The organism is Streptomyces sp. P17, from assembly GCF_032436805.1.
Lineage (GTDB): Bacteria > Actinomycetota > Actinomycetes > Streptomycetales > Streptomycetaceae > Streptomyces.
Map to the genome: position 1 here is coordinate 100,204 of NZ_JAVRBF010000012.1, position 13,895 is coordinate 114,098.

The 13,895-nt window shown below is 69.8% G+C and carries 18 protein-coding genes; 8 read left to right on the forward strand and 10 right to left on the reverse strand.

Annotation, left to right across the window (positions count from 1 at the left end; translation table 11 throughout):
* Positions 1-8 precede the first annotated feature (8 nt).
* Entirely contained in the window at positions 9-335 is a 327-nt protein-coding gene (locus RMT89_RS10430; RefSeq protein ID WP_315883526.1) for a DUF952 domain-containing protein, read from the forward strand.
* Positions 332-571 (forward strand): hypothetical protein, encoded by a 240-nt coding sequence (locus RMT89_RS10435; RefSeq protein WP_315883527.1) that lies wholly within the window; start codon positions 332-334, stop codon positions 569-571. The genes RMT89_RS10430 and RMT89_RS10435 overlap by 4 nt, the downstream gene beginning before the upstream one ends.
* Here the strand turns inward: RMT89_RS10435 and RMT89_RS10440 are convergent.
* From RMT89_RS10440 to sodN, 4 genes are all read right to left on the reverse strand, one after another.
* A complete protein-coding gene (locus tag RMT89_RS10440; RefSeq protein WP_315883528.1) occupies positions 568-1,302 on the reverse strand; it encodes a VOC family protein in 735 nt (244 codons plus the stop codon). The two genes, RMT89_RS10435 and RMT89_RS10440, sit on opposite strands and share 4 nt — an antisense overlap.
* A gap of 14 nt (positions 1,303-1,316) precedes the next feature.
* Positions 1,317-1,736, reverse strand: a complete 420-nt coding sequence (locus RMT89_RS10445) for a VOC family protein (RefSeq protein WP_315883529.1) — start codon at positions 1,734-1,736, stop codon at positions 1,317-1,319.
* Positions 1,737-1,771: 35 nt separating this feature from the next.
* The gene (locus RMT89_RS10450; protein WP_315883530.1) at positions 1,772-2,164 is read right to left on the reverse strand and encodes a helix-turn-helix transcriptional regulator; all 393 of its coding nucleotides are present in this window, start codon (positions 2,162-2,164) and stop codon (positions 1,772-1,774) included.
* Between the two features lie 130 nt (positions 2,165-2,294).
* Positions 2,295-2,690, reverse strand: a complete 396-nt coding sequence (gene sodN, locus RMT89_RS10455) for a superoxide dismutase, Ni (protein ID WP_020123534.1) — start codon at positions 2,688-2,690, stop codon at positions 2,295-2,297.
* A gap of 145 nt (positions 2,691-2,835) precedes the next feature.
* On the opposite strand from sodN, the gene sodX reads away from it, so the two are divergent.
* A complete protein-coding gene (gene sodX / locus RMT89_RS10460) occupies positions 2,836-3,270 on the forward strand; it encodes a nickel-type superoxide dismutase maturation protease (protein WP_315883572.1) in 435 nt (144 codons plus the stop codon).
* Here the strand turns inward: sodX and RMT89_RS10465 are convergent.
* Positions 3,174-3,803 carry a CGNR zinc finger domain-containing protein gene (locus tag RMT89_RS10465; RefSeq protein WP_315883531.1) on the reverse strand — a complete coding sequence of 210 codons (630 nt, stop codon included), beginning with the start codon at positions 3,801-3,803 and terminating at the stop codon, positions 3,174-3,176. The two genes, sodX and RMT89_RS10465, sit on opposite strands and share 97 nt — an antisense overlap.
* Before the next feature lie 100 nt (positions 3,804-3,903).
* On the opposite strand from RMT89_RS10465, the gene RMT89_RS10470 reads away from it, so the two are divergent.
* A complete protein-coding gene (locus RMT89_RS10470) occupies positions 3,904-4,662 on the forward strand; it encodes a class I SAM-dependent methyltransferase (RefSeq protein WP_315883532.1) in 759 nt (252 codons plus the stop codon).
* 99 nt (positions 4,663-4,761) lie between these two features.
* Here the strand turns inward: RMT89_RS10470 and RMT89_RS10475 are convergent, their stop codons facing one another.
* Genes RMT89_RS10475 through RMT89_RS10485 form a run of 3 tightly spaced genes read right to left on the reverse strand, consistent with a single transcriptional unit; the run spans position 4,762 to position 7,479 of the window.
* Entirely contained in the window at positions 4,762-5,523 is a 762-nt protein-coding gene (locus RMT89_RS10475; protein WP_315883533.1) for an amino acid ABC transporter ATP-binding protein, read from the reverse strand.
* Positions 5,520-6,485, reverse strand: coding sequence for an amino acid ABC transporter permease (locus RMT89_RS10480; protein ID WP_315883534.1), 966 nt, complete (start codon positions 6,483-6,485; stop codon positions 5,520-5,522). The genes RMT89_RS10475 and RMT89_RS10480 overlap by 4 nt, the downstream gene beginning before the upstream one ends.
* A 31-nt stretch (positions 6,486-6,516) precedes the next feature.
* Positions 6,517-7,479 carry an ABC transporter substrate-binding protein gene (locus tag RMT89_RS10485; RefSeq protein ID WP_315883535.1) on the reverse strand — a complete coding sequence of 321 codons (963 nt, stop codon included), beginning with the start codon at positions 7,477-7,479 and terminating at the stop codon, positions 6,517-6,519.
* Positions 7,480-8,084: 605 nt separating this feature from the next.
* On the opposite strand from RMT89_RS10485, the gene RMT89_RS10490 reads away from it, so the two are divergent.
* The 4 genes from RMT89_RS10490 to RMT89_RS10505 all read left to right on the forward strand — a co-directional run bounded on the left by RMT89_RS10490 (position 8,085) and on the right by RMT89_RS10505 (position 11,475).
* Positions 8,085-9,308, forward strand: a complete 1,224-nt coding sequence (locus tag RMT89_RS10490; protein ID WP_315883536.1) for an NADP-dependent malic enzyme — start codon at positions 8,085-8,087, stop codon at positions 9,306-9,308.
* 316 nt (positions 9,309-9,624) lie between these two features.
* Positions 9,625-10,590: a zinc-binding dehydrogenase gene (locus RMT89_RS10495; protein WP_315883537.1), complete on the forward strand. Its 966-nt coding sequence runs from the start codon at positions 9,625-9,627 to the stop codon at positions 10,588-10,590.
* Positions 10,591-10,702: 112 nt separating this feature from the next.
* The gene (locus RMT89_RS10500; RefSeq protein ID WP_315883538.1) at positions 10,703-10,912 is read left to right on the forward strand and encodes a helix-turn-helix domain-containing protein; all 210 of its coding nucleotides are present in this window, start codon (positions 10,703-10,705) and stop codon (positions 10,910-10,912) included.
* Entirely contained in the window at positions 10,912-11,475 is a 564-nt protein-coding gene (locus RMT89_RS10505; protein ID WP_315883539.1) for a Clp protease N-terminal domain-containing protein, read from the forward strand. Before RMT89_RS10500 ends, RMT89_RS10505 begins: the two co-directional genes overlap by 1 nt.
* Positions 11,476-11,833: 358 nt before the next feature.
* Here the strand turns inward: RMT89_RS10505 and RMT89_RS10510 are convergent, their stop codons facing one another.
* Positions 11,834-12,877, reverse strand: coding sequence for a helix-turn-helix transcriptional regulator (locus RMT89_RS10510; protein ID WP_315883540.1), 1,044 nt, complete (start codon positions 12,875-12,877; stop codon positions 11,834-11,836).
* A 1-nt stretch (position 12,878) separates the two neighbouring features.
* On the reverse strand, positions 12,879-13,844 hold the full coding sequence (locus RMT89_RS10515; protein WP_315883541.1) for a DUF4097 family beta strand repeat-containing protein: 966 nt from the start codon (positions 13,842-13,844) through the stop codon (positions 12,879-12,881).
* Positions 13,845-13,895: the final 51 nt, after the last annotated feature.

Genomic DNA, 13,895 nt, shown 5'->3' on the forward strand with positions numbered 1-13,895 from the left:
GTGGCGTCATGTCCACCACCATCGTGCACCTCACCGAACGCTCCCTGTGGGAGGAAGCCCGCGCCCGCGGGACGTACGAGATGTCCACCCGCGGCCGCACCCTCCAGGAGGAGGGCTTCATCCACTGCTCGACCCGCGGGCAACTGCCGAAAGTGGCCGCTTTCCTCTATGCCGACTACGACGGCCCCGACGAGCTCGTGCTGCTCGTCATCGACCCCGCCCGGCTCGGCGTAGAGGTGAAGTACGAGGCCCCCGAGCCCGGTGCCGAGGAGTTCCCGCACATCTACGGGCCGATCCCGGTGGACGCCGTGGTGGGCGTGGAGCCGTGGGCGTGAGCGGGCGGCGCCGGTTATGGCGGTGGGCCATGGCCGTGTGGCTGGTCGCGGTGGCCGTCGGCGGCGGGCTCACCCTGTGGCTCCAGGACGCGGGGGAGCCGGAGGGGGCCTATCAGTGGCAGGAGGCCGAGCCTCCCGACGTGGACATGGACTCCGACTGCCCGGGCCCGGGCATCACCCCGCCGCCCCGGGACGACGGGAGGATCGTCCTGTGCGCCTACGCGACGGCCCGTTAGGCCGGCAGCCCGCCCGTCCGCGGATCCCGGCCCGTCAGGCAGTACAGGCCGCCCGCGGGATCGCGCATCACGCGCCAGTGGGTGCCGCGGTACACGAGCGTGGCGCCCAGCTCTTCGTGAGCCGTCCGGGCGGCGTCGATGTCAGTGCAGGCCAGGTCGAGATGGGCCGACGACGGGCGCTCCTCGCCGAGGCGCTGGAGCAGGATGCGGATCGGCAGCCCCGCCGGGGGCTTGACCACGTGGAACTCCGGGAGGGAACCCGGCAGCGACGCCCACTCGGGCAACAGCGCGCTCCAGAAGGCGACTTCGGCGTCGTAGAGCGAAGGCGGGATGTCCAGGCACACCTGGTCGAGGCGGGTTCCGCGCACCGCGGGCGGGCGCAGCGACTCCCCGTGCCAGGGCACCGCGCAGAACAACTGCCCGGCCGGCGACCGCAGTACGGCCCAGCCCCCGTGCTCGGAGACCATCCCGGCCCCGGCCCGCCGGGCCTCCTTCACGAAGCCCGTGACGTCCTCGACGGCGAAGTCCAGGTGGGCGCCGCCGGGCCCTTCCGCGACCCCCTGGACCTTGACGCAGGCGTCGCCGGACTCGGGGAGCAAGGTCACGAACTCGCCCTGGTCGCCCCGGAGTTCCGACAGGCGCGTGCCGGTGGCGGCGGTCCAGAAGTCGCAGGCGGGGCCGAAGACGGCGGCGGGCCGGTCGACGAAGGCGTACGTCCAGCGAAGGGTCATGGGCGTGATCGTAGTCAGCCCTGCTTCGACGGCTCCATGAAGCGCAGCATGTTCCCGGCCGGGTCCCGGAAGGCGCAGTCGCGCACGCCGTACGGCTGGTCCGTCGGCTCCTGGATCACGTCGGCGCCGGACTCCCGTACCCGGGCGTACAGCTCGTCGCAGTCGGAGGTGGTGAAGTTGACCCCGCGCAGCACGCCCTTGGCGAGCAGCTGGGCCATCACCTCCTTGTCGGCGGGGGAGGTGTCCGGGTCCGCGGCGGGCGGCTCCAGCACGATCTCCACGTCCGGCTGCAAGGGCGACCCGACGGTCACCCAGCGCATCCCCTCGAACCCGACGTCACCGCGGACCTCAAGGCCCAGCACGTCGCGGTAGAAGGCGATCGCCTTGTCGTGGTCGTCGACGGCGAGGAAGCACTGCTTGAGTCTGATGTCCATGACGGCAGATTAGGGCGCGACCGGTGATGCGGCCGCTACGACCGCTTCGGCCGGGTGAACCGCCGGGCCACGCACGCCGGAATCGTCTCGCCGTCCTCGTGCGAACGGGCCCGGTAGGCGCTCGGCGTCTGGCCGACCAGCTCGGTGAAGCGCGCGCTGAAGGAGCCGAGCGAGGTACAGCCGACGGCCATGCAGACCTCCGTCACGCTCAGGTCGCCGCGCCGCAGCAGCGCCTTGGCGCGCTCGATCCTGCGGGTCATGAGATAGCCGTACGGCGTCTCGCCGTACGCGGCGCGGAAGCTGCGCTGGAAGTGGCCGGGGGACATCAGCGCGGTCCGGGCGAGCGCCGTGACGTCGAGGGGCTCGGTGTACTCGCGGTCCATGCGGTCGCGCGCCTGCCGCAGCCGGACCAGGTCCTCGGTGTTCACCCCGCCAGCATCCCACGACGGACGGCCGAAGGGGCCCGGCCGCGTACTGCGGACGGGCCCCTTCGGGGATGCCCTTCGACCTGCGATGGTGCACCGACCGCCGGTCGCGGCGATCCGAACAGGTCCTGGATCAGGCCTTCTTGGTCTCCCAGAAGATCTTGTCGATCTGGGCGATGTAGTCCAGCGCCTTCTGGCCGGTGGCCGGGTCGGTGGACGCCTTGGCGGCCGACAGGGCCTTCAGGGCGTCGTTGACCAGCTGGTGCAGCTCCGGGTACTTCTCGAAGTGCGGGGGCTTGAAGTAGTCGCTCCAGAGGACCGACACGTGGTGCTTGGCGAGCTCGGCGCGCTGCTCCTTGATGACGGTCGCACGCGCCTGGAAGTGCGGGTCGTCGTTGGCGGCCATCTTCTCCTGCACGGCCTTGACCGACTCCGCCTCGATGCGGGCCTGGGCCGGGTCGTACACACCGCAGGGCAGGTCGCAGTGCGCGCTGACCTTCACCTTGGGGGCAAACAGGCGGGAAAGCATGGAGCATTCCTTCCTCGTGATCGTCTTCTCAGGTGGGACATTACTCCCTGAGGGACGGGTTTTCGCGAGTGCCCCCATGGGCTTAGGACAAAAGTCCAGGGTCAGACTGAGACTGGTGGAGGATAGGACCGGGGAGGTGCCGGTGATGCCGGAACTGTCGCAGGAGACCGAACGCGGGCGGCCGTTGCTGCCCTTCGGGCCGGCCGAGGTGACCGGGCCGTCCATGGTGCCCACGCTGCACCACGGGGACCGGCTGCTGGTGCACTACGGGGCCCGGATCCGGCCCGGTGACGTGGTCGTTCTGCGCCATCCGTTCCAGCAGGACCTGCTGGTCGTCAAGCGGGCCGCGGAGCGCCGCGAAGGCGGCTGGTGGGTGCTCGGGGACAACGTGTACGCGGGCGGGGACAGCACGGACTACGGGACGGTGCCGGCGGAGCTGGTGCTGGGCAAGGTGCGGGGCCGGTTCCGGCCGCGCAAGGCGGATCAGCGCTCGCCGTTCGCGCTGGTGCGCTGGGCGCTGTCCGCCGTGCGGCCGGTGCTGTCCGACCGGTCCGCCTCCAGGCGCTTGCGGGCCCGGTAGGCGGCCACGTTCGCGCGGGTGGCGCAGCGGTCGGAGCAGTAGCGCCGGGAGCGGTTGGTCGAGGTGTCGAGGTAGGCGTTGCGGCACGGCGCTGCCTCGCACAGGCCGAGCCGGTCCACGCCGTACTCCGTCAGATGGAAGGCCAGGCCCATCGCCGCGATGGCCGCGTAGCCCGCGGTCGCGTTCGAGGGGTGGTCGGCGAGGTGCATGTGCCACAGCGGGCGGCCGTCGTCGTCCCGGAAGTCGTGCCCGGAGATCTGGGGGCTGACCGGGAACTCCAGCAGGAGCGAGTTCAGCAGGTCCACCGCGAGCGTCTCGTCGCCGCCGTCCGCCGCCTCGAAGACCGCGCGCAGCCGGGCCCGGACCGAGCGGAAGCGGGTGACGTCCGCGTCCGTCGCGCGACGGCCCGCCGACTGGTTCACGCCGAACAGATCACGGACGGCCCCGACCGACGTCAGCGCGTCCTTGCCCCGGGCCGGGTCCTCGCTGTTGACGAGCCGTACGGCGTAGTCCGAGTAATAGGCCAGTTCCACTTGTAGTCCTTACGAAGGCGCTCTATGGTCGTGCTGCGGTCGGGGTAACAGACGATTGTGCTTCCAGGGTATTACGCATATGTCCTAAGAGGGAGCTCCCATGACGACCAGTACCGGAACCGACTGGCACGCCTGGCAGGAGAGCTGGGACCGGCAGCAGGAGTGGTACATGCCCGACCGGGAGGAACGCTTCCAGATCATGCTCGACATGGTCGAGGCACTCGTCGGGCCCGAGCCCAGGGTGCTCGACCTCGCCTGCGGCACCGGCTCCATCACCGCCCGGCTGCTGGCCCGTCTGCCCGGCGCCACCAGCACCGGCGTCGACCTCGACCCGGCGCTCCTCGCCATCGCCGAGGGCACCTTCGCGGGCGACGAGCGGGTCACCTTCGTCACCGCCGACCTCAAGGACCCCGACTGGCCGGCGCAGCTGCCGTACGGCTCCTACGACGCCGTCCTGACGGCCACGGCCCTGCACTGGCTGCACCGTGAACCCCTCGCGGCCCTCTACGGTCAGGTCGCGGGTCTGGTCCGCGACGGCGGTGTCTTCATGAACGCGGACCACATGATCGACGACACGACGCCCCGGATCAACGCCGCCGAGCGGGAACTGCGGCACGCGCGCATGGATCAGGCCAGGGCCGACGGCGCCCTGGACTGGGCCGAGTGGTGGCAGGTCGCCGCGCAGGACCCCGTCCTCGCCGAGCCGACCGCCCGCCGCTTCGAGATCTACGGCGAGCACGCCGACGGCGACATGCCGTCGGTGCAGTGGCACGCGCGCGTGCTGCGCGAGAAGGGGTTCGCCGAGGCGCGGTCGGTGTGGTGCTCGCCGTCGGACACCTTGCTGCTGGCGTTGAAGTGACCCGCTGAGGGCCGGAACCCGCGGCCGTGGCAGCGCGAAGGGGCGGTACGGGAATCCCGTACGGCCCCTTCGTCTTCGTCAGTGAAACGTCACAGCACGTCACAGCACCTTGGAGAGGAACGCCTTCGTGCGCTCGTGCTGCGGGTCCGTCAGGACGTCGCGCGGGTTGCCGGACTCGACGACCACACCACCGTCCATGAAGACGAGGTTGTCGCCCACCTCGCGGGCGAAGCCCATCTCGTGGGTGACGACGACCATCGTCATGCCGGACTCGGCGAGGTCGCGCATGACGTCGAGGACGTCACCGACCAGCTCCGGGTCCAGGGCCGAGGTCGGCTCGTCGAACAGCATCAGCTTCGGGTCCATGGCGAGCGCCCGGGCGATCGCCACGCGCTGCTGCTGGCCGCCGGAGAGCTGCGAGGGGTAGGTCCCGGCCTTGTCGGCGAGGCCGACGCGGTCGAGCAGCTCCCTCGCGCGCTCCCTGGCCTGGGCCTTGCTGACGCCCTTGACCTGGATCGGCGCCTCCATGACGTTCTCCGCGGCCGTCATGTGCGGGAACAGGTTGAACCGCTGGAACACCATGCCGATGTCCCGACGCTGCTGCGCGACCTCGCTGTCCTTGAGCTCGTACAGCTTGTCGCCCTTCTGGCGGTAGCCGACCAGATCGCCGTCGACGTACAGCCGACCGGCGTTGATCTTCTCCAGGTGGTTGATGCACCTGAGGAACGTCGACTTGCCGGAGCCGGAGGGGCCGATGAGGCAGAACACCTCGCCGGTCTGCACCTCCAGGTCGATGCCCTTGAGGACCTGTACGGCGCCGAAGGACTTGTGGACGCCCTCGGCCTTCACCATGGCGGTCATGCCCCAGCACCCCTTTCGCGACCCAGTCCGAGCAAGTTCGCCTTGACCTTCTGCCACGGCGTCGCCGGCAGCTGGCGCAGCGAACCGCGGGCGTAGTGGCGCTCCAGGTAGTACTGGAAGACGCTGAACACGCTGGTCATGACCAGGTACCAGATGGAGGCCACGAAGAGCAGCTCCATCACGGCGTACGACGTGGAGCCGATCGTCGAGGTGGCCCGCAGCAGTTCGTTGTACGTCACGACGTAGACCAGCGACGACGTCTTGAGCATGTTGATGAACTCGTTGCCGGTGGGCGGCACGATCACCCGCATCGCCTGCGGGATCACGATCCGGCGCAGCGTCTTGGCGTGGCTCATGCCGAGCGCGTGCGAGGCCTCGGTCTGGCCCTCGTCGACGGCCATCAGACCGGCACGGCAGATCTCGGCCATGTACGCCGCCTCGTTCAGGCCCAGACCCAGCAGGGCCGCCATGAACGGGGTCATGACCTGCACCATCTCGTCCTTGTAGATCGGACCGAGGTTCAGGGTCTCGAAGACCAGCGCCAGGTTGAACCAGATGAGCAGCTGGACGTAGACCGGCGTGCCGCGGAAGATCCAGATGTAGAGCCAGGCGACCGAGCTGGTCACCGGGTTCTTGGACATCCGCATCACGGCCAGGATGACGCCCAGGACCACGCCCATGATCATCGCGAGGATGCTGATCAGCAGGGTGCGGCCGGCGCCCGCCAGGACCGTGGAGTCGAAGACGTAGTCGCCGACGGCGCTCCACTGGATCTTCTCCGCGGTGGCGAACGCGTTGATCAGCAGGGCCAGCAGGGCCAGCACGATCACACCGCTGACCCAGCGGCCGTAGTGGCGGACCGGGATGGCCTTGATCGCCTCGGGCGGGAGGTCCCCGCCCTCCTTGGAGACAACGGCCGACGGCTCCGCGTCGGCCGGCTCCTTGTCGAACTTGTCAGTCACTGTGACTGCCCTTCAGAGGTGCTCGGGACGGTCACTTGCCGCCGTTGATCGCGGCCTTGTCGATCGCGCCGGTCTCGGCGCCCCACTTCTCAAGGATCTTCTTGTAGGTGCCGTCCTCGATGACGGCGTTGACAGCCGCTTCCAGTGCCGCGGTGAGCTGCTTGTTGTCCTTGTTCACCGCGATACCGAACGGACCGGCGTCGACCTGCTCGCCGACGACCTCGAAGTCGTTGCCGCCGCCGGCCTTGCGGGCCAGGTCGACCGCGACCGGGTAGTCGTTGACGCCCGCGACGGCGCCGCCCGACTTCACTCGGGTCTGGGCCTCGGTGTCATTCTCGAACGACTCGATCTTGATCGCCTTGTCACCGGCGTCCGTGCACTTCTTGGACTGGTCCTTCAGCGCCTGCTCGTACGTCGTACCGCGCTGCACGGCGGCCGTCTGGCCGCACAGGTCCTCGATCGAGTTGATGTTCTTCGGGTTGCCCTTCTGGACGTACACGGCGGTGCCGGCCACGAAGTAGTCGACGAAGTCGACACCCGGGCCGAGCTTCTTGCCCTTGTCGTCCAGGCCCTCCTGGCGCTGCTTGTTGTCCGTGATGGAGGACATGGCGATGTCGTAGCGGCCGGTGTTCAGCGAGGTGATCAGGCCGTCGAAGGAGCCGGAGGTGAACTTGAACTCCACGCCCAGCTTCTCGCCCAGCGCGGCGGCGATGTCGGGGTCGACACCGACGATCTTGCCGCCCTCCTGGTACTCCATGGGCGCGTACTCGGCGTTGGTGCCGACCTGGATCTCGCCCTTGTCCTGGATCTTCTTGGGCAGCTTGGAGAAGAGGGGCGCGGTGCTGGACGTCCCGGTCTCCTTCGACTCCGAGCTGCCGCTGTCGGTCTGGTCACCGCAGCCGGTGAGAATCAGGGCGCCTGCGACCGCGATCGAGCCGACCGCTGCCAGCCGGGAGCGCGTGGCGGTCGTACGACGGGTGGTGCGTGCGGTCATGGTGGGTTCCTCCGGCGGATGGGTGGAGTTGCCGATGGGTCGACGAGAGCACACGTCTTCGAGTGTCGCGACCTCGTGTGATTACGGCATCTTGCCATTCGGACTGAGCCATTCAGGGGGCCAGCTATGTCAAAATCGGATAACGGGCTACCCCCGAACCACACCAGGTCGGTACATCACGACCGCACCTTCTTCGGGAATCTCTCCTTCCGGCCGGAAGATCTTCGGCGCATCTCAGGATGCGGATGCTCCGGCGAGGTCGCCTCGGGGCCACTTGAGTGCCGCTCGGGCGCTCGTCAAGAGGGTTTCGGGGGCTTGTTCTCTATAACATCCCATGATTCATGTCACCGCTGCGGTGATCGATGATCGTTCTTCGCTCCGTCATGTGACCTTGCACGTATTGGACTCGTCCTCGACGGCGTCCGTCCGGTAAGAAGGTGCTTTACACCCCTCATCCGGGGCTCAGGGCGCGTGTGCGGCGCGCCCGTCGCGTATACGCCCGCAGTGACCGTACGTATCGGTAACTGGGCCGTGCGCGGTGCCCGCCCACTTCTCAACCAGGAGTGGCCACCCTCAAACCATGAATATCTAAGGGGTCAGACAAAGTGGCAGCGGAGATCGTCAATCCTCGCAGCGACAGCGATACGGGTCAGGACGGAGGGGCGGAGCCCCTCGATTCCTTCGACCCCGCGTTCGCGCTGCACCGCGGCGGCAAGATGGCTGTGCAGGCCACCGTGCCGGTCCGCGACAAGGACGACCTGTCCCTCGCGTACACACCCGGCGTGGCGAAGGTGTGCAGCGCCATCGCCGAGCAGCCGGATCTCGTCCACGACTACACGTGGAAGTCGTCGGTCGTCGCCGTCGTGACGGACGGTACGGCCGTGCTCGGACTCGGCGACATCGGTCCTGAGGCCTCCCTTCCGGTGATGGAGGGCAAGGCGATTCTGTTCAAGCAGTTCGGCGGCGTGGACGCGGTGCCGATCGCGCTGGACTGCACCGGCGTCGACGAGATCGTCGAGACCGTGGTGCGCCTCGCGCCCTCCTTCGGGGGCGTCAACCTTGAGGACATCTCGGCGCCGCGGTGCTTCGAGATCGAGCGCAAGCTCCAGGAGCGCCTCGACATCCCGGTCTTCCACGACGACCAGCACGGTACGGCGGTCGTGACGCTGGCGGCGCTGCGGAACGCCGCGCGGCTGAGCGGGCGGGAGATCGGGCAGCTGCGGGCGGTCATCTCGGGCGCCGGGGCGGCCGGGGTCGCCATCGCCAAGATGCTGGTCGAGGCCGGTATCGGGGATGTGGCGCTCGCCGACCGCAAGGGCATCATCTCGGTGGATCGTGCGGATCTGACCGATGTGAAGCGCGAGGTCGCCGGGTTCACGAACAAGGCGGGGCTGACGGGCTCCCTGGAGGACGCTCTCGCCGGTGCCGATGTCTTCATCGGTGTCTCCGGCGGTACGGTCGCGGAGTCCGCGGTGGCTTCCATGGCGTCCGGCGCGTTCGTGTTCGCGATGGCCAACCCGAACCCCGAGGTGCACCCCGACGTCGCGCACAAGTACGCGGCGGTCGTGGCGACGGGTCGTTCGGACTTCCCGAACCAGATCAACAACGTGCTGGCGTTCCCCGGTATCTTCGCGGGCGCGCTCCAGGTCCGGGCCTCCCGGATCACGGAGGGTATGAAGATCGCGGCGGCGGAGGCGTTGGCCTCGGTGGTCGGGGATGACCTGGCCGCGGACTATGTGATTCCGTCGCCGTTCGATGAGCGGGTTGCTCCGGCGGTCACGGCGGCGGTCGCTGCGGCGGCTCGGGCGGAAGGTGTGGCTCGGCGGTGAGCTGAGTGCGGGTTGGGTGACCCCGGTCGGGTTGGTTTCTCGGCCGGGGTCATTTTTTACCTTGAGGGTGGGCCGGCCGGGTGGTTTTCGCCCCCGCCGCCCCTACCCGTCCATCCCGGGGGCTGCGCCCCCGGAGCCCCCTGTCGGCCCTGAAGGGGCCTCGTCCTCAAACGCCGGACGGGCTGGATGTGCTGGCCGGGGTTGAAGAGCCTGCGCAGATGCGCCGCCGGGTTGGCCGGACGCCTGAGCACAAGAGGGCATGTGTCACAGCCATCCCCGGTTCCGGAGTTGGATGTGCGGGCCTATCGTCAAGGTCATGTTCGCCGTCTACGCCGCCCGAATCGACCGCGACCAGCCGCTCACCGGCCTTGAGTTGGGGGAGCGTCCTGCCCCCGAGGCCCGTTCCGGCTGGAGCGTCGTCAACGTCAAGGCCGCCTCCCTCAACCACCACGACCTGTGGTCCCTGCGTGGCGTGGGCCTCGCAGAGGACAAGCTGCCGATGATCCTCGGCTGTGACGCCGCCGGCGTCGACGAGGACGGCAACGAGGTCGTCCTGCACTCCGTCATCGGCCAGAGCGGCCATGGCGTGGGCCCGAAGGAACCCCGCTCGATCCTCACCGAGCGCTACCAGGGCACCTTCGCCGACCAGGTCGCCGTACCGACCTGGAACATCCTCCCCAAGCCGAAGGAGCTGTCCTTCGAGGAGGCCGCCTGTCTGCCCACGGCCTGGCTGACGGCGTACCGGATGCTCTTCACCAACGCGGGTGTACGTCCCGGCGACTCCGTCCTCGTCCAGGGCGCCGGCGGTGGTGTCGCCACGGCCGCGATCGTCCTCGGCAAGGCCGCGGGGCTGCGTGTCTTCGCCACCAGCCGGGACGAGGCCAAGCGCAAGCGGGCCCTGGAGCTGGGTGCCGTGGAGGCGGTGGAGTCGGGCGCGCGGCTGCCGGAGCGGGTCGACGCCGTCATCGAGACCGTGGGTGCCGCGACCTGGTCGCACTCGGTCAAGTCGCTCAGGCCCGGGGGCACGCTCGTCATCTCCGGCGCCACCAGCGGCGACCGGCCCTCGCACGCCGAGCTGACCCGGATCTTCTTCCTGGAGCTGAAGGTCGTCGGCTCCACGATGGGGACCAAGGACGAACTGGAGGACCTCCTCTCCTTCTGCGCCGCCACCGGTGTCCGTCCCGTCATCGACGAGGTGCTGCCGATGGACCGGGCGCGTGAGGGCTTCGAGCGGATGGCGTCGGGGGAGCAGTTCGGCAAGATCGTGCTCACCAACTCCTGAGCCTTTCAAGGGTTTCGGCCAGGCGGGTCCGGTGGTTTCCGGGCCCGCCTCTTGCGTGCCGGGCATGTCAACCAGGGTTGACAGCAAGGGGCTGTCAACCTAGATTGACAGCATGAGTGAGGCAACGGATCTCGCCGAGCGCGCGGGTGACCGCGACCCGAGGGTCGGCCTTCGTGCCGTCGCCGCGCTGCGCCGGCTGCTGGAGCAGCTGGAGGCGGTGCAGGTGCGCGGTGCGCGCCATCAGGGGTGGTCGTGGCAGGAGATCGCCGCGGAGCTCGGTGTCAGCAGGCAGGCCGTGCACAAGAAGTACGGGAGGCATTGATGTTCGAGCGGTTCACGAAGGATGCCCGGGCGGTTGTGACGGGCGCGGTCGAGCACGCGGAAGGGGCAGGGGCCGGCACCGTGGGCGCCGAGCATCTGCTGCTCGCCCTGCTGGACCGGGAAGCCGGCCGCGCCTCCATCGCGCTGGCCGCGCTGGGGCTCGCGGAGCGCAAGGAGTCGGTACGGGAAGCACTGGGCGAGGCGCGACGGCGGGCCGGTCTTTCCCAGGCTGAGGCGGACGCCCTCGCGGGACTCGGTATCGACGTCGCGGAGATCGTCTCCCGGGTCGAGGAGGTGCACGGCGTCGGCGCGATGTCCGGCGACCGCAAGTACAGGGGCTGGTGGTCCGGGCGCCCTTCCTTCAGCCGGGAGGCCAAGGACACGCTCGTGGGCTCCCTGCGCATCGCCATGGCCCACAGCGACGGCCACATCGGCGACGAACACATCCTCCTGGCCCTGACGACCCGCCCCGGAGTACCGGCCGAGGTCCTGGCCGACCACGGAGTGACGAACGCGTCCCTGACGCGGGTGCTCTATGGGGAGGGCCAGGCAAAGGCGGGGTGATGCGGGGTGGGGCGTACGTGGCGGCGGGGCGCGGATGCTCTACGGCCGTGAAGCCGGGGCTGGTTGAGCCGACGGCCCGCCCCAGCCGGTTGCCCCGGGCCGCGCTGTCGCAGCCCCAGAAGCACGGCGTTCCCGCCGGTCGCCTCCGGAGGTTGGCCGCCAGCGGCAGTTGCCGGGGGCGTGCTGCCGCAGCCGCAGCCCTCAGAGGCACAGCCCGCGGACGGTTTGTCCCCGGCTCGCCGATGCCTCGGCCGGGTTCCTCGGTCGTCGGCCCGAGGGCCGCTCAGCCCCCGCCCGGCCGCACGGCCCTGACCGACCCGCGCCGGCCTCAGCTGCACCCCGCCCCCCAGGGCACTCCTCAGCCCTTCGGCGTCCGCAGCAGTGCCCCTATGTGGGCCGCCGCCGTCGACAGGTGTCTGCGGGCGTCCCGGAGTTGGTCGGCGGTGACGCCATGGTCCCGGGCCGCGTCGCGGATGTCGTCGCGGAAGCGGTCCAGGAGGCGGTCCAGGTCGCGGGCCGGGTCGCCGGTGGGGTCCTCGTGGGCCCAGGACGGTTGGTACTCGGCGGGGAAGTCCTCCGGGGTGTCGGAGTACTCGGGGGAGGGCCTGGGCGCCGTACCGGTGCGGCCGAAGCCGAAGTCCTTCCCGAACTCCTTGCCGAAGTCCTTTCCGAACTCGCCGAACTCCTTGGCCAGTTCCGTCAGACCCTCGCGGACACCCGTCGGCCAGTCGCCCCGCGTGAAGTGGTCCTGCACATGGTCCTGGACCCGCTTGGCGACGCGCTGCATCTCCTCCTGGGCCTGGGCGCGGGCCCGGTCCTGGGCCTCCTTGGCCTGGCGCCGGGCGCGCTGGGCCTCCTCACGGGCCCTGCGGCTCTCGTCCTTGGCGCGTCGGGCCTGCTCCTTCCACTCCTGCTTGGCGCGGCGCATCTCCTCCTTGGCCGCGCGCCAGGCTTCCTTGTCGGTGTAGTCCGCGAAGTCACCGAGAGGCACGTCCCCCTTGGCCCCGTTGCCCTGGCGGGCCTCGGAGGCCGCCGCCCGCATCTCGCGCCGGAGGTCACCGGCCGCGCCGCGGACATCGGCCCGGATCTCGGCGGCGAGCTCGGCGACCGACTCCCGGATCTCCAGCTCCAGATCGGCCAGTTCACCGCTGCGGTCGGCCAGCTCGGCCCGCCCGGCGTCCGTGATGGCGTACACCTTGCGGCCGCCCTCGGTGGTGTGGGTGACCAGGCCCTCGCTCTCCAGCTTGGCCAGACGGGGGTAGACGGTGCCCGCCGAGGGCGCGTACAGGCCCTGGAAGCGCTCCTCCAGGAGGCGGATCACCTCGTAGCCATGGCGCGGGGCCTCGTCCAGCAGCTTCAGCAGATACAGGCGCAGGCGGCCGTGGGCGAAGACGGGAGGCATGTCAGAGCACCTTCTTGTCGGTCGTGCCGTCGGCCGGGTCGCCCGGGCTGGCGTCGGTGGGGGCGGTGGTGTCCCGGCCGGAACCGGAATTCTCCCCCGGGCCGGCCGGTGCGCTGTCGGCCGGGGCCTCTTCCCAGGCCTCCGCCTCCCAGGGCTCCTCCTCGCGGGCCGGCCGGCGCAGCAGGGCGATGGAGCCGGAGACCGTCGTCGCCCGCAGCTTGCCGTTGCCCGCGCCCAGTCGGCCGGTGATCTTGTGGGCGCCCCACTGGCCGTGCACCCGAAGTCCGTCGAAGGCATTGGAGATGGTGCCGCTCGCGGTGTTGGCCTCGACGTCGGCGTCGGCCGGCTGTGGCAGCCGGATGGCGATCTCGCCCGAGACGCTGGTCAGCCGTACGTCCGTGGGACCCTCCGGATCGAGGTCGACGATCATCGAGCCGCTGACCGAGTCCGCCCGCACGGAGGGACCCGAGCCCTCGACGACCGTCAGATCGCCCGAGACGGAGTTGAAGCGCAGGTCGCCGGTGACCGCCTGGGCCTCCAGATTCCCGGAGACCGTGTCGGCGCGCACCGGGCCGGAGAGCCCGACCAGTGTCGTGTCGCCGGTGACGCCCTTCACCACCGACGGACCGCGCACCCCGGAGACCACCGCGGCCGCGCCGACCACGCCCACCTCGACACGGGTGTCGGCCGGCACCGCCAGCGAGACCACGGCACTGCGCCGCCAGCCCTTGCGGTCGAGCCACTTCAGGAAGCCCTTCCAGGGCAGATCGTCGTAGGCCACGGTCAGTGTGCCGCCCTCCTGTGTGACCAGCAGGGGAGGGCCCTCGATCTCGGAGATCTCCAGGCGGGCGGAACCTTCGTCCGTGCCCACGACGTTCACCGTTCCATTGACGATCCGTACGTGGAGATCTCGCACGGGCTCGTCGAAGGTGAGCTTCCTGGGCTCCACGACGGACCACTCGGACATGGTGACGACCTCCCGTGACAAGGCGACAAACGCGTCAACGCGCCATATCGC

Coding starts and splice junctions, on each gene's coding strand:
- RMT89_RS10475 (WP_315883533.1), bottom strand. CDS start 5,523: ATGACCGCCATGGTGAAGGCCGAGGGCGTCCACAAGTCCTTCGGCGCC.
- RMT89_RS10470 (WP_315883532.1), top strand. CDS start 3,904: ATGACGACCAGTACCGGAACCGACTGGCACGCCTGGCAGGAGAGCTGG.
- RMT89_RS10440 (WP_315883528.1), bottom strand. CDS start 1,302: ATGACCCTTCGCTGGACGTACGCCTTCGTCGACCGGCCCGCCGCCGTC.
- sodN (WP_020123534.1), bottom strand. CDS start 2,690: ATGCTTTCCCGCCTGTTTGCCCCCAAGGTGAAGGTCAGCGCGCACTGC.
- RMT89_RS10485 (WP_315883535.1), bottom strand. CDS start 7,479: ATGACCGCACGCACCACCCGTCGTACGACCGCCACGCGCTCCCGGCTG.
- RMT89_RS10515 (WP_315883541.1), bottom strand. CDS start 13,844: ATGTCCGAGTGGTCCGTCGTGGAGCCCAGGAAGCTCACCTTCGACGAG.
- RMT89_RS10495 (WP_315883537.1), top strand. CDS start 9,625: ATGTTCGCCGTCTACGCCGCCCGAATCGACCGCGACCAGCCGCTCACC.
- RMT89_RS10500 (WP_315883538.1), top strand. CDS start 10,703: ATGAGTGAGGCAACGGATCTCGCCGAGCGCGCGGGTGACCGCGACCCG.
- RMT89_RS10445 (WP_315883529.1), bottom strand. CDS start 1,736: ATGGACATCAGACTCAAGCAGTGCTTCCTCGCCGTCGACGACCACGAC.
- sodX (WP_315883572.1), top strand. CDS start 2,836: ATGCCGGAACTGTCGCAGGAGACCGAACGCGGGCGGCCGTTGCTGCCC.
- RMT89_RS10510 (WP_315883540.1), bottom strand. CDS start 12,877: ATGCCTCCCGTCTTCGCCCACGGCCGCCTGCGCCTGTATCTGCTGAAG.
- RMT89_RS10505 (WP_315883539.1), top strand. CDS start 10,912: ATGTTCGAGCGGTTCACGAAGGATGCCCGGGCGGTTGTGACGGGCGCG.
- RMT89_RS10430 (WP_315883526.1), top strand. CDS start 9: ATGTCCACCACCATCGTGCACCTCACCGAACGCTCCCTGTGGGAGGAA.